This is a genomic window from Ralstonia sp. SET104 (assembly GCF_003851545.1).
GTDB lineage: Bacteria > Pseudomonadota > Gammaproteobacteria > Burkholderiales > Burkholderiaceae > Ralstonia.
This window is the reverse complement of sequence record NZ_BHVX01000007.1, coordinates 119,332-132,578: the sequence shown is the minus strand read 5'-3', so window position 1 is coordinate 132,578 and position 13,247 is coordinate 119,332. Positions and strand designations below refer to the sequence as shown.

Annotated in this window: 11 protein-coding genes; 5 read left to right on the top strand and 6 right to left on the bottom strand. The window is 63.0% G+C overall.

Annotated elements, in window-relative coordinates; all coding sequences use genetic code 11:
• Positions 1–19: 19 nt before the first annotated feature.
• Positions 20–3,139, bottom strand: a complete 3,120-nt coding sequence (locus PSUB009319_RS11200; RefSeq protein WP_124382303.1) for an efflux RND transporter permease subunit — start codon at positions 3,137–3,139, stop codon at positions 20–22.
• 37 nt (positions 3,140–3,176) lie between these two features.
• The gene (locus tag PSUB009319_RS11195) at positions 3,177–4,382 is read right to left on the bottom strand and encodes an efflux RND transporter periplasmic adaptor subunit (RefSeq protein ID WP_124382302.1); all 1,206 of its coding nucleotides are present in this window, start codon (positions 4,380–4,382) and stop codon (positions 3,177–3,179) included.
• A 186-nt stretch (positions 4,383–4,568) separates the two neighbouring features.
• Here PSUB009319_RS11195 and hpnD point away from each other — a divergent pair, with 186 nt between their 5' ends.
• A complete protein-coding gene (gene hpnD / locus PSUB009319_RS11190) occupies positions 4,569–5,402 on the top strand; it encodes a presqualene diphosphate synthase HpnD (RefSeq protein WP_124382301.1) in 834 nt (277 codons plus the stop codon).
• Positions 5,403–5,537: 135 nt separating this feature from the next.
• On the opposite strand, the gene PSUB009319_RS11185 is transcribed toward hpnD, so the two are convergent.
• The 3 genes from PSUB009319_RS11185 to PSUB009319_RS11175 all read right to left on the bottom strand — a co-directional run bounded on the left by PSUB009319_RS11185 (position 5,538) and on the right by PSUB009319_RS11175 (position 8,903).
• Positions 5,538–6,731 carry a DUF1501 domain-containing protein gene (locus PSUB009319_RS11185; RefSeq protein ID WP_124382300.1) on the bottom strand — a complete coding sequence of 398 codons (1,194 nt, stop codon included), beginning with the start codon at positions 6,729–6,731 and terminating at the stop codon, positions 5,538–5,540.
• 25 nt (positions 6,732–6,756) lie between these two features.
• A complete protein-coding gene (locus PSUB009319_RS11180) occupies positions 6,757–8,385 on the bottom strand; it encodes a DUF1800 family protein (protein WP_124382299.1) in 1,629 nt (542 codons plus the stop codon).
• A 71-nt stretch (positions 8,386–8,456) separates the two neighbouring features.
• Positions 8,457–8,903, bottom strand: coding sequence for a hypothetical protein (locus tag PSUB009319_RS11175; protein ID WP_124382298.1), 447 nt, complete (start codon positions 8,901–8,903; stop codon positions 8,457–8,459).
• A 190-nt stretch (positions 8,904–9,093) separates the two neighbouring features.
• On the opposite strand from PSUB009319_RS11175, the gene ompR reads away from it, so the two are divergent.
• From ompR to PSUB009319_RS11155, 4 genes are all read left to right on the top strand, one after another.
• A complete protein-coding gene (ompR, locus tag PSUB009319_RS11170) occupies positions 9,094–9,816 on the top strand; it encodes a two-component system response regulator OmpR (RefSeq protein ID WP_124382297.1) in 723 nt (240 codons plus the stop codon).
• A 33-nt stretch (positions 9,817–9,849) separates the two neighbouring features.
• Positions 9,850–11,211: an ATP-binding protein gene (locus PSUB009319_RS11165; RefSeq protein ID WP_124382296.1), complete on the top strand. Its 1,362-nt coding sequence runs from the start codon at positions 9,850–9,852 to the stop codon at positions 11,209–11,211.
• 287 nt (positions 11,212–11,498) lie between these two features.
• The gene (locus tag PSUB009319_RS11160; RefSeq protein ID WP_124382295.1) at positions 11,499–12,047 is read left to right on the top strand and encodes a peroxiredoxin; all 549 of its coding nucleotides are present in this window, start codon (positions 11,499–11,501) and stop codon (positions 12,045–12,047) included.
• 80 nt (positions 12,048–12,127) lie between these two features.
• A complete protein-coding gene (locus PSUB009319_RS11155) occupies positions 12,128–12,649 on the top strand; it encodes a carboxymuconolactone decarboxylase family protein (protein WP_124382294.1) in 522 nt (173 codons plus the stop codon).
• Positions 12,650–12,730: 81 nt separating this feature from the next.
• On the opposite strand, the gene ispF is transcribed toward PSUB009319_RS11155, so the two are convergent.
• The gene (gene ispF / locus PSUB009319_RS11150; RefSeq protein ID WP_124382439.1) at positions 12,731–13,237 is read right to left on the bottom strand and encodes a 2-C-methyl-D-erythritol 2,4-cyclodiphosphate synthase; all 507 of its coding nucleotides are present in this window, start codon (positions 13,235–13,237) and stop codon (positions 12,731–12,733) included.
• Positions 13,238–13,247 lie beyond the last annotated feature (10 nt).

Here is a 13,247-nt window from a genome sequence, read left to right as displayed (position 1 = left end):
GGCAGTCGCGGTGTGAAGTTCAGACCGTGGGCGCGGCCGCCTGCGCCTCGGGCCGTTTGACGCGGAACCACGCTGCATACAGTGCCGGCAAGAACAGCAGCGTCAACACCGTAGCGATGATCAGGCCACCCATGATGGCCGCTGCCATCGGGCCCCAGAACACGCTGCGCGACAGCGGGATCATTGCCAGCACCGCCGCTGCCGCGGTCAGGATGATGGGACGGAAACGTCGCACCGCCGCCTCAACAATGGCGTTCCACGTCGGCACACCCGCTGCCACGTCCTGCTCGATCTGGTCCACCAGAATGACCGAATTACGGATGATCATCCCGATCAGCGCGGTAATGCCGAGCTGCGCCACGAAGCCCATCGGCGCGCGCAGCAGCAGCAACGTTGCCGCCGCGCCAATCAACCCCAGCGGGCCGGTCAGGAACACCATCACAGAGCGCGAGAAGCTGTGCAACTGGAGCATCAGCAGCGTGAAGATGATGAAGATACACAGCGGCATCTGTGCAGCGATGGACGCGCCCGCATTCGCGCTTTCCTCTTCCGCGCCGGCAATCTTGATCTGGTAGTCGGGCGGCAGATCGGCGCGGATCTTGTCGAGCAGCGGGTTGACCTGCGCAGTAACCGTCGGGCCCTGTACGCCGTCCACCACGTCAGACTGCACGGTGATGCCGTAATCGCGGTTCTCGCGCCAGATCACGCCAGGCTCCCACATAAAGCCCACGCGCGCCACTTGCGTGAGCGGCACCGTGCGGCCACTGCTGGTCGGCACTTGCACGCGCTGCAAGGCATCGAGGGTGTTGCGCTCGTCTTCCTGTGGCCGCATGACGATATCGAGCAGCTTGTCGCCATCGCGGTACTGGGCGATCGGCGCGCCGGACATCACCGTCTGCGTGACTTGCGAAATCGAACCCGTCGACACGCCCAGCGCGCGCGCCTTGTCCTGGTCGATGTCCAGGCGCAGCACCTTGACGTTCTCGTTCCAGTTGTCGTTCACGCCCACGGTATTCGGGTTGGCGGTCATGATGGCCTTGACCTGATCGGCAATCTTGCGTACCCCGCCAATGTCTGGCCCCATCACGCGGAACTGCACCGGATACGGCACCGGTGGCCCGTTCGGCAACAGCTTCACGCGGCCGCGCAAATGCGGGAATTGCGACTTGAGCAACCCGATAACGTGTTGCCGCACACCCTCACGCGCTTCCAGAGAACTTGGCATGACGATGGCCTGCGCCACGTTGGTCTGCGGAAGAATCTGGTCGAGCGGCAGATAGAAGCGCGGCGCACCGGAGCCGATGAACAGCGTCATGCTGTCAACGTTTTGCTCCTTGCGCATCAGCGCTTCAAATCGCTTGGCCTCGGCTTCGGTCTGGTTAAAGCTGGAGCCTTCCGGCAGCCATAGCTCCACCATCAGCTCGGGGCGGCTGGAATCGGGGAAGAACTGCTTTTCGACATATTTGAAGCCGAACACGCCCAGCCCGAACGCCACCAGCGTGATGACGATCACCGTCTTGCGGTATTCGACGCACCAGTTCACCCAGCCGCGGAAGCGGTTGTAGAACGGCGTGTCGAACAGTTCGTGGTGCCCACCGCCCTCCACATGCGACTTGGTCCGCAGCAGCAGGAAGCCGAGATACGGCACGAACACTACCGCCGCAAACCACGACAGCACCAGCGCCAGCGCCGTCACCGCAAAAATGCCAAAGGTGTACTCGCCTACTGTCGAGCGCGCCAGCCCCACCGGCAAGAAGCCCGTGGCGGTGATAAGCGTGCCGGTCAGCATCGGCATGGCGGTGGAGGTGTACGCAAAGGTGGCGGCCTCCATCTTGGAGAAGCCCTCTTCCAGCTTACGCACCATCATCTCGACCGCGATGATCGCGTCGTCCACCAGCAGGCCAAGCGCAATGATCAGCGCGCCGAGCGATATTTTGTGCAGGCCGATATCGAAGATGTTCATGAACAGAAACGTCACCGCCAGCACCAGCGGAATCGTCAGGCCCACCACCAGACCCGGCCACACATCGATGCGCAGGCGGGGCTTGGTATGCAAACCGAGCGAGAGAAAGCTCACGCCCAGCACGATCACCACCGCCTCGATCAGCACGTGCACGAACTCGCCCACCGAGTTCTGCACCGACTTGGGCTGGTTCTGCACCTGCTCCATCTCAACGCCCACGGGCAGCTTCGCGCGGATCTTGTCGACCGTGGCGCGCAAATCCTTGCCCAGCGTGATGATGTCGCCGCCCTTGGTCATTGAAATGCCCAGGCCGATCACCTCCTTGCCGTTGAAGCGCATCTTGGCGTGCGGCGGGTCGATGTAGCCGTGCTTGACGGTGGCGATGTCGCCAAGGCGAATATTCGTCGCACCACTTGGGCCGCGCAGCGTGAGGTTCTCCAGATCGCGGATGTCCGAGAACTGGCCCGACAGGCGGATCTGCACGTTGTCGGTGGGCGTGACCAGCACGCCGCTGGGGCCGATGTTGTTCTGCTGGCTGATCTGCGTGGCGATGCTGTTGATGTCGAGCCCCATCTGCGAGAGCTTCGCCTGCTGGAACTCGATGTAGATCTTCTCGTCCTGATCGCCCAGCAGCTCAACCTTGGCGACGTTGGGCACGCGCAGCAACTGCTGGCGAATCGCATCGGCGTAGTCGTTGAGCTGGCGGTACGTAAAACCATCGGCAGACAGCGCGTAGATCGAGCCGTACACATCACCGAAATCATCATTAAAGAACGGCCCGCGAACACCCTGCGGCAACGTTGGCGCGATATCGCCCACCTTCTTGCGCACGGTGTACCAGAGCTGTTGCGTCTCCTTGGCGGGCGACGTATCGGCCAACTGGAAGGTGACGAGCGTTTCGCCGGGCTTGGAGTAGCTGCGGATCTTCCAAGCGTACGGCACCTCCTGCAGCGCCTTCTCGATTTTGTCGGTCACCTGGCGCGACATCTGCTCGGCCGTGGCGCCAGGCCAGAAAGCCTGCACCACCATCGCGCGGAAGGTGAAGGGCGGGTCTTCGTCCTGCCCCAGTTTGGAATACGCAAAGATGCCGCCGAGCAACAGCGCCACCAGCAAGAAGCGCGTGAGCGGTTGGTGTTCAAGCGCCCAGCGTGACAGGTTGAAACGGGAATGTTCCATACGCGCGAAGGTTGGCGTGTTGGGCGGAAGCCGTGGCTTACCGGCGCGGCGTGATAGCGGACTGCGCCGACGGCTGATCGGCCGGTGCCATCGGCATCACCTTCTGGCCGGCCTTGAGCAGATGCACACCGGCGGTCACGATGGTCTGGCCGGGCTGGAGCCCGCTCGTCACCAGCAGCACGTTGTCGCGCGGCGCGCCCACCGTCACCGGCACAGGCTTGACCGTTTGTGATGCAGCGTCGTACAGCCACACCACGCTCTTGCCTTGATCCTGCAGCAGCGCGCTGATCGGCACGCGTACGCCCATGCCGCCGCTGTCACCGCCGCCAGGGCGCACGAAGGTCGCCACGGCCGTCATGCCCAGCTTCAGCTCAGGCGGCGGGTTCGGTACCGAAATTTTCACGGTGTACGTGCGCGTGAGCGGGTCGGCCGCTGGTGCAATTTCACGCACCTTGGCCGGGATGCTGCGCGACTGATCGGCCCACAGCTTGACGCTCACTTGGGGCGATTTGCGCAGCGTATCCACCTGGTCTTCCGGAATGCCGACCACGACTTCCTTTTCAGCCGTCTGCGCAACGCGTACAACCGGCTGGCCGGCAGATACCACTTGCCCGACTTCGGCATCAACGCCCGTCACAACGCCATCGGCGTCGGCTTCGAGCGTGGCATATCCGGCTTGATTGGCTTGGTTGCGATACCCGGCCGCTGCTTGATCGTAGCGAGCCCGTGCGCCGTCGTAGTTGGCTTGATGGCGTTGCTGCTCGGCCGCACTGATGAAGCCCTTGGCGAATAGTTCGGAATAACGTTTGAGGTCAGCCGCAGCCAGATCGCGGTCGGTCTTGGCCGCAGACAACTGGGCCTGAGCCGATTGCTGGGCGAGGGCCAGATCGGTCGGGTCCAGCCGCGCGAGCACTTGGCCTTTCTTGACTGTCGCACCCACGTCCACCAGACGGGCGACGATCTTGCCCGGCACGCGGAAGCCCAGGCGCGATTCAATGCGCGGCCGCACGTCGCCGGAGAATTCCGCCGTGCCGGCACCCTGCTCGCTGGTGACGGTCATGGTGCGCACGGGGCGCACATCGGGCGCCTTGGGCGCTTCCTTGCTGCAGCCGGCCAGTAGCACGGCGCCAGTCAGCAAAGCCGCCGATGTCGCTATCGACAATGAACGCCCGCGCGGCAACGGCCGCGTGTCGGAAAAACCGGTGGAGTCGGAATGCGGGTACGGCAAACGCAACGCTGGCATGACACGCTCTCAGTAAATAACTGACCGGTCAGTAATATACCCACGGCAATGCGCAGGGTCAACGACACGGCCGCGTCTGATTGACTTTTCTTGCAAGGTGCTGCCGCAAGGGCTACGAGCATGCTGCACTGCAACGCGCTGTAGAATGGCCGCCCCGCCTCAAACCTCACCGCGACGGCTCTTTCCGTGACCCCTGACGATTACTGCGCCGACAAGGCCGCCCCGCCCGGCAGCGACGTGTACTACAGCGTATTGTTTCTGGCGCCCGAGCGCCGCCGCGCGACCATCGCCCTGGAAGCCGTGCGCCGCGAGCTGGAAGACGCTGTGCGCGACGCGAGCGATCCGGCGGTCGTGCAATCGAAGCTGCAATGGTGGCGGCAAGAGCTGGCCCGGCTCTTCGAGGGCCGTCCCGAGCACCCGGCGGCCAAGGCATTGCAGCCGCACCTGGCCACTTACGATATCGGCGCCGTGCATCTGGGAGAGCTGCTGGCGGGCGTCGAGGCTGACGCCATGCAGAACCGTTATCTGGATTGGCCCAACCTGCGCCGCCACGGCGATCAGGTGGCAGGCGTGGCAGGCCGGCTGACCGCGCGCATTGCCGGACACACGCACGCACGCACGCTAGAATTTGCGCGGTTGATGGCGCTGGCCGAACAACTCGCCCACTTCATCCGCAACTTGGGCGAAGACGTGCGCCACAACCGCGTCTACATTCCCGTGGACGAGCTGCAGCGCTTCAACGTACCGGCGGCCGATCTATTCAACCGCCGCTATGCAGAAGGGTTCAAGCCGTTGATGGCGTTTCAGGCGGAACGGGCCCGTGCGACGTACAAGGAAGCGCTGGCCGCGCTGCCGGCCGAAGATCGCCGCGCGCAGCGTTCGGCGCTGATCCGCGGCGTACTGGCCATGCGCCTGCTCGATGAGGTAGAGGCCGACGGCTTCCAGGTGCTCACGCAGCGGACGGACCTCACGCCGCTGCGCAAGCTATGGCTTGCCTGGAAGACGCAGATCCGCGCCTGACGCGCCTGACTGAGAAGCCCAGGCCGTGCCGAAGAGGCTCGACTGATCGATCCCCGGGAAGTCGACAAACGCCTTCGGGCAATCAGAATACTGGGGACCGCAAAGCATGGTCAGCACCCGCCCGAAAGACGTAAATCAGGTTTTGATGAGATCCAGCGGCGCAAACCGGCCGGCCAGCACCGATTGGGAATCCATTCCCCACCAACGCTCCAGCACCGTGGCGTAGAGCGAGCGGAAGTCGATCGACGGGGCGAGATTGCCGCCGCCATCCAGGCGCTCCAGCACCGGCCCTTGTCCGGCCAGTCCGCCCTTCACGCGCCCCCCCGCCACGAAATGGGCAGCGGCGGTCCCATGATCGGTACCGTTGTTCAGGTTCTCGCGCGGGCGGCGGCCGAACTCGGAGTACGTGACAATCAGCGTGTCATTCCAACGGCCAAGTTCCGTCAATGCGCTCTTGAGCGAAGCCACGCCCTCACCCAACTGGCGCAGCAAGTTCGCCTGCGTGCCCTGCTGGTTGGTATGCGTATCAAAGCTGCCCAGCGACAGGCACACCACAGCCACATCCGCACCGCCACGCCCCGGCGCCGCTACAACCTGCATTGCCGCCTTGATCGAATTGCCGAAACCGCCATCGGGAAAGTGCGTCTGGAATGCGAACTTGCCCGACTTCGGGCGCAGCCCATCGGCAGCCTTGACGATATCCGCCTCAACCTTCAGCACGTGGGCGAGCGTGGCGTTGCCCATCGCATGGGACGGCATCGCCAGCTTCGCTTCGTTAAGGAACGCGTCGGGATTGGCCAGCGCTACGGCGCGTGCGCCGCCATCAAGGGGGCCAAGATCAGCGCTGCCGATGATCACGCCATCAGCACCAAACGACGCCGGCACTGGCCGCGCGGCAAATGCGCGCGTCAGCCAGCCTTCGCGCAAATACTGGTCGGAGCGCGACGCCGTATCCCAGATCTCAATCGAGCGGAAGTGCGAAAGATTCGGCTGCGGATACGACAGCCCCTGCACGACCGACAATTCACCCGCTTGCCACAGCGGCATCATCGCCTGCAAAGACGGATGCAAGCCGTAGCGGTCATCCAGTTGCAGCACCTGTTCGCGCTTGATGGCGATGCGCGGACGCAACGCGTAATACTGCGCGCTCGTGTACGGCACCACAGTGTTCAACCCGTCGTTGCCGCCCTTGAGTTCGATCAGGATGAGCAGGTTGCCGTAGCCCTGGCGCCCGCCTTGATCCCGTTGGCCCTGCGCAAAAACAATCCCCGGTACTGCACCACCCATGCCAAGCATGGCGCCAGCCTTCAGAAAATCGCGTCGTTCCATGATGTGTGCTCCCGCAGAGATGGCGTTACTTCAACTGATAAGCCGGGTCCATCATCAGCGTGCGCAGGTACGCCGTACCAGCCAGCTTGACGGGGATCGGCGCAGTCGGCTCGATCGGCAATACCGCGCGCTGGATCGAAATGCGCGGCGCGAGTTGCGGTGGCTCATCCCCATCCGCACCGAACTGCGCAAGCCACTTGGCCGAGTTGAACGACACCATGGTCTGCGACTGCGCAAGCTTGAAGCGGCCTTCCTGCCCCATGCCCTTGAGCGCCTGGCCCAGACCCTGCACGTTGCCGCCCTGCTTCAGGTCTTCGCGCATTGCGGTCATCATCATGCCGGGCTTCTGTTGCTGTTGCGCCCGTGCGGAGGGCGCTTTCATCTCGGTCGAGCGGAAGAGTTGATCGAGAAACTGCTTGCGCCCAAGCAGCGTGGTCGAATTGATCCACGCATCGCCACCGGGCCAGCCCTTCACGTTGGGCGGCGCCAGCAGGTTCTGCCCAAGCTGGGCAGATTTGATCGCAAACGGCGTCGGATCGGTGTACTGCACGTTGAACTGCTTGAGCGTGCCGACAATCATCTCTACCGGCGATTTCACCAGCGTCGCGTGCGATTGCGGCGCCCAGAACGCCGGCGTCAGAAACAGCCCACGCAACGCCACCTTGATGTCGTAGCCGCTTGCGCGAAACGCGTCGGCCACGCGCTGCTCTTGTGCCACATCCACGTCAGCGGAAACAAACTCGCGCCAGAGCTTGGTGACGATGAAGGTGGCCGTCTCGGGGCGAGACAGCAAAATGTCGAGCATCTGGTCGCCATCGTAGTCGCCGCTCTGGCCGAACACCGTCTTCGTGCCGGCATCGTGAATCTGCGGGCGCCAGACGTAGGCGAAATCGTGCTCGCGGTCGATGCTCCAGCCGGTATAGGTGCGCGCTGCTTCCTTGATGTCCTGTTCGGTGTAGTGGCCCTCCCCCAGCGTGAACAGCTCCATCACCTCACGCGCGAAGTTCTCGTTTGGCTTGCCCTTGCGGCTCTCGGCGCCATCCAGATAGATCAGCATGGCCGGGTCTTTGCCGATGGCGTGCAGCATGGTGCCGAAGTTGCCCACCGCGTTCTGGCGCAGCAGTGCGTTCTGCCGATACATCAACTGTGCAAACGGCACCTTCTGCGAGCTGGAAACGAAATGGTTATGCCAGAACAGCGTCATGCGCTCGGTCAGCGGCGACGGCGTCTTGATCATTTCGCCCATCCACCAGGCACGCAGTTCAAGCTCGTGCGCCGCGTTCTTCTGGCGCGCGGCCTTGCGGGCATCTTCATCGGGCAGCTTGTTGTAGGGGACGATCGGATCGTTCACCCACGCAGGCGGCGCCTGCGTGGCAACAGTGCCCGTCTGGGCAAGCGCGCGGTCGACGGCTTCCCGGTGCGTGAGCCCGGCGTAGGCATCGAGTTCGCTCTCGGAAGGCGCAAAGCCGATGCGGGTGAGGAAATAACGCGCATCGTCGCGATCCAGTCGCTGCTCGTCGGCGGCAGGCGCCTTGGCTTGCGTGGTATGGCGATGCGGCTTGTCCTGTGTTGCCGCGTGCGCGCTCTGCAATGACACTGAAAGCGCGCCGGCGGCGGCCAGCGCCAAGAAGATCGTGGTGCTACGGATTCGCATGTCGGTCCCCCAAATCGACCCTACTGTTTTGCCGGGGGCAGCAACTCACGCGCTGTTCTCCCTGGGCCTACCTAGCCGCCACGGTGGTAGATGTCCCGCGTGACGTCATAGATGTTCTGACGCAATTGCTTGCGTTCCTCGGGAGACAGCTTGCGCTGCGGAGATTGACGATCAGCACTCTCGCCACGGCGGTTTTCCATCGCAGCGGCACGACGGCTACGCTCTTCGCTGCCATGGCCGCGCGCCGGACCCTGCCCGCCCTTTTTTTCCTGTGCGCCGGCCTGCATCGCATGCCCGCCGCCAAAAAAACCGCCAAATCCGCCCAAGCCACCGCGTTCGCCACGCGCATGCGCCGGCGAGCCGGCCGCACAGAGGGCAAGAACACAGGTCAACAGCGCCATGCGCCGCCGAAACATCACTGAGCGATTCGAAAAAGGGAGTTGAGAAGCCACGTCTTTGTTGCTGGAAACCGATGCGCCATGCATCATTGCGCGACAATCGATAACAAGCAACCGCATTGCACGCCAGTCCCCTCCGCGGGGGTCGACAGACCCCAAACCATTGCGAGGAACTGCCAAGGCAGTGTAGCTGCACGTCCTACAGACTGTTCGCGGGACTCGGTAAATAATGTAACCGTCTGTTTCAATTGGGCTTTTACTGCCTTCTGCTGTCCATTGGGCCCATGTTTTTGTCGTTACCATTAGCGCCATGGAAAATTCCGGTCAAAAGATTCTCGTCGTCGATGACGACCCCCGCCTGCGCGATCTGCTGCGCCGCTACCTGGGAGAACAGGGCTTCACCGTGCTGGTGGCGGAAAATGCCACGGCCATGAACAAACTGTGGCTGCGCGAGCGCTTCGACCTGCTCGTGCTCGACCTGATGATGCCGGGTGAAGACGGCCTGTCGATCTGCCGCCGCCTGCGCGGTGCGAATGATCAGACGCCTATCATCATGCTCACCGCCAAGGGCGAAGATGTGGACCGTATTGTCGGCCTCGAAATGGGCGCCGACGATTACCTGCCCAAGCCCTTCAACCCGCGCGAGCTGATCGCGCGCATCCACGCCGTGCTGCGCCGCCGCGGTCCGGCGGAAATCCCTGGTGCGCCGTCGGAAACGCCGGAAACCTTCGCCTTTGGCGATTTCGTGCTCAACCTGGCCACGCGCACACTCAAGAAAAACGACGAAGAGATCACGCTCACGACGGGCGAATTCTCCGTGCTCAAGGTGTTTGCACGCCATCCGCGCCAACCCCTATCGCGCGAAAAGCTCATGGAAATGGCCCGCGGCCGCGAATACGAAGTGTTCGATCGCAGCCTTGACGTGCAGATCTCACGCTTGCGCAAGCTGATTGAACCCGACGCCAGCACCCCCCGCTTCATCCAGACCGTGTGGGGCCTGGGCTACGTGTTCATTCCCGACGGCGCCAAGTAGGCACCCGAGCAACCCTCTTTTTCCGCATCCGACTTGCGCATCCCGCGTCCGGCCGCGTTGCGGCGTCTGCTGATCAGTGTGTTTGGTTCGCTGTTCTGGCGAACCTTCATGCTGATCGCATTGCTTATCGCGATCTCTCTGGGCGTGTGGTTCCAGAGCTTCCGTATTTTCGAGCGCGAACCGCGCGCGCAGCAGATCGCCATGCAGGTGGTCAGCGTGGTCAAGCTCACGCGGGCGGCGCTGCTGTATTCCGACCCGACGCGACGTCGCTTCCTGCTGCTCGATCTCGTGCAGAACGAGGGCATCAAGGTCTACCCGCGCGAGAAAGAAGACGAATACCGTGAACCGCACACCAACCCGTATCTGACGCAACTCGTCCAGCAGGAAATCCGTAACCGGCTGGGCAAGGACACAGTGATCGCCACGGCGGTCAACGACATCCCGGGCGTGTGGGTGAGCTTCCAGATCGAGGGCGACGACTACTGGGTTGCCATTAGCCCGGATCGCTTTGAGCACGTGCCTGGGCTGCAGTGGCTGTGGTGGTCGATGGCGGCGCTGGTGCTATCGGTGCTGGGCGCGGCGTTCATTACGTCACGGGTGAACCAGCCGCTCAAGCGCCTGGCCGATACGGCCCGCGCCATCAGCGCGGGTGACGATCCGAAATCACTGCCCGAGGCCGGTGGCACCGAAGTGGCGCAGGCAAATCACAGCTTCAACCAGATGGTGCGCGACTTGAAGCAGCTTGAAGCCGATCGCGCAGTCATGCTTGCTGGCATCTCGCACGACTTGCGCACGCCGCTCACGCGCCTGCGCCTGGAAACTGAAATGAGCCCCGTCGACGAGCCAACGCGCGAGTTGATGGTGGCCGACATCGAACAGATGGACGCCATCATCGGCCAGTTCCTGGACTACGCGCGCCCAAGCGGTGAGATGCTCGAAGAGGTGGACCTGACCGAACTGGTGCGCGACACGGCGCCCGTCTACTCTGCGCACGATGATATTGACCTCACGCTCAAGCTCGCGCCCGAAGCCATCGCCCGCTGCAACCGCATGGAAACGCAGCGCATTCTCGACAACCTGATCGAAAACGCGCGCCGTTACGGGAAGACGCCCGGCACGAACCGCGCGGACATCACCGTCAGCACGCTCCTTCAAGGCAACGAAGTTGTGTTGTGCGTGGCCGATCGTGGTGCGGGTGTGCCGACAGATCAGCTTGCGCTGCTCACGCGGCCGTTCTACCGGCTCGAATCGGCGCGCAGCGAAGCCAAGGGGGCCGGACTGGGCATGTCGATCGTCAATCGCATCTTGCAGCGCAGTGGCGGCCGCCTTGTGCTTGAGAACCGCACACCGCCCGAAACGGGGCTTCTCGTCAGCGCCTGCTACGCGCGCGCCTGATACCGCACACGCCCCACGTCTGGGCACATGCTCTGCTTCCCACGTCTGTCATGTGTCGCCGATAAGGTGGTGCAGCAGGCGGCGCTATGGCCGGCGTTGAGAATATCAATTGGCCGGTTTCGAATGCATCGTCAATACTCCAGCCGCCAGGCTGCGCGCCTGCGCGTTCTTCGTTTCCGTTCGAGCGACCTGCCCCCCCAAACTGGACCCGGACGGCCGGCGAGCGTGTGTTTGCATGTCCCCGTTTGGGTTTTGCGCCCATTGCCACACAACTCCAGGAGAAGCTCATGAAGACCATTGGTGACAAGCTCGAACCGTTCAAGGTCGTTGGCGTCAAGCCGGGGTTCAACAATCACGAGGAAAACGGCCAGTCGGCGTTCGAAGACATCAACGAAACCTCGTTCCCGGGCAAGTGGAAGGTCATCTTCTTCTATCCGAAGGATTTCACCTTTGTGTGCCCGACCGAGATCGTTGCCTTTGCCAAACTGAACGACGACTTTGCCGACCGCGACACCATCGTGCTCGGTGGCTCGACCGACAATGAATTCGTCAAGCTCGCATGGCGTCGCGAGCACAAGGATCTGAACAAGCTCAACCAGTGGTCGTTCGCCGACTCGACCGGTGCGCTGATCGATCAGCTCGGCGTGCGCGAGCACGAGGCCGGCGTTGCGCTGCGCGCCACCTTCATCGTTGATCCGGACAACGTGATCCAGCACGTGTCGGTCAATAACCTGAACGTGGGCCGCAATCCGGACGAGGTGCTGCGCATTCTCGACGGCCTGCAGACGGACGAGCTGTGCCCCTGCAACCGCGCGGTTGGCGGCGCCACGCTGTAACGGCCAGGCAGCGTCCTCCGAACCCGAAGCCCGCCCTTGCGCGGGCTTTCTCTTTCAGCAACCGCTGACAGGAGAAACCGATGGAATTTTTGCAGACGATCAAAAGCCGGATTCCCGACTACGCCAAGGACATCCGCCTGAACCTGGACGGCACGATCGCGCGCTCCTCACTGGAGGGCAACGATGCGGTGGGCGTGGCACTGGCAGCCGCCTTTGCAACCAAGAGCAAGGTGCTGACAGACGCCATCCGCAATGCGGGAGTGCTGTCGCCCGAGGAGGTGAACGGTGCGCTGACCGCCGCAGCGCTGATGGGCATGAACACCGTTTGGTATCCGTACGTTGAGATGGCCGACGACTCTGACCTCTCGCAGCAAAAGGCGGAACTGCGCATGAACGCCTATGCCAACAACGGTGGTGTCGACAAGCGCCGCTTCGAGATGTATGCCCTGGCTGCTTCCATCATCGGGAAGTGCCATTTCTGCATCAAATCGCACTATGACTTGCTCAAGAACCACCAGGGCATGAGCACGCAGCAACTGCGAGATGTTGGTCGCATCGCGGCCGTCATCAACGCGGCGGCGCAGGTTATTGCTGCTGAATAGCTGCGCCGATTCCACAAACGAAAACGGCACCGCCGATCGCCTCGGCGTTGCCGTTTTTCGGGGTGCGAGAACGGAGAAAACTCAGTCCTGATCGGCGGCTTCCGAGCGATAGATCAGCACAACGGCCTGCGCCACGATGCCCTCTTCCTTGCCCTCGAAACCGAGCTTCTCGTTGGTTTTGGCCTTGACGTTGCAACGCTCGGGCGCGATGCCCAGGTCTTCCGCCAGGTTGGCGACCATGCCCGGCACGTGTGGCGCGAGTTTCGGTTTCTGCGCGATGACCGTCGCATCGACATTGCCGACCGCGTAGCCAGCCTTGCGCACGCGATGCACGGCCTCGCGCAAGAGGACGCGGCTGTCGGCGCCCGCAAAAGCCGGATCGGTGTCGGGAAAATGCCGGCCGATGTCGCCCAGGCCAGCGGCGCCGAACAGCGCATCGGTAATCGCATGCAGCAGCGCGTCAGCATCGGAATGGCCGAGCAGACCGCGCGTGTGCGCAATCTCCACACCACCGAGGATCAGCTTGCGGCCTTCCACCAGTGCGTGCACGTCATAGCCCTGGCCGATGCGAATGTCCATCCAGTTCATGCTGTCTCTC

What these genes read in the sequence shown, in the direction of transcription:
- PSUB009319_RS11185 (WP_124382300.1), bottom strand. Translation starts at nt 6,731, where the DNA reads ATGGAACGACGCGATTTTCTGAAGGCTGGCGCCATGCTTGGCATGGGT.
- PSUB009319_RS11155 (WP_124382294.1), top strand. Translation starts at nt 12,128, where the DNA reads ATGGAATTTTTGCAGACGATCAAAAGCCGGATTCCCGACTACGCCAAG.
- ompR (WP_124382297.1), top strand. Translation starts at nt 9,094, where the DNA reads ATGGAAAATTCCGGTCAAAAGATTCTCGTCGTCGATGACGACCCCCGC.
- PSUB009319_RS11175 (WP_124382298.1), bottom strand. Translation starts at nt 8,903, where the DNA reads ATGCGGTTGCTTGTTATCGATTGTCGCGCAATGATGCATGGCGCATCG.
- ispF (WP_124382439.1), bottom strand. Translation starts at nt 13,237, where the DNA reads ATGAACTGGATGGACATTCGCATCGGCCAGGGCTATGACGTGCACGCA.
- PSUB009319_RS11160 (WP_124382295.1), top strand. Translation starts at nt 11,499, where the DNA reads ATGAAGACCATTGGTGACAAGCTCGAACCGTTCAAGGTCGTTGGCGTC.
- PSUB009319_RS11195 (WP_124382302.1), bottom strand. Translation starts at nt 4,382, where the DNA reads ATGCCAGCGTTGCGTTTGCCGTACCCGCATTCCGACTCCACCGGTTTT.
- PSUB009319_RS11180 (WP_124382299.1), bottom strand. Translation starts at nt 8,385, where the DNA reads ATGCGAATCCGTAGCACCACGATCTTCTTGGCGCTGGCCGCCGCCGGC.
- PSUB009319_RS11200 (WP_124382303.1), bottom strand. Translation starts at nt 3,139, where the DNA reads ATGGAACATTCCCGTTTCAACCTGTCACGCTGGGCGCTTGAACACCAA.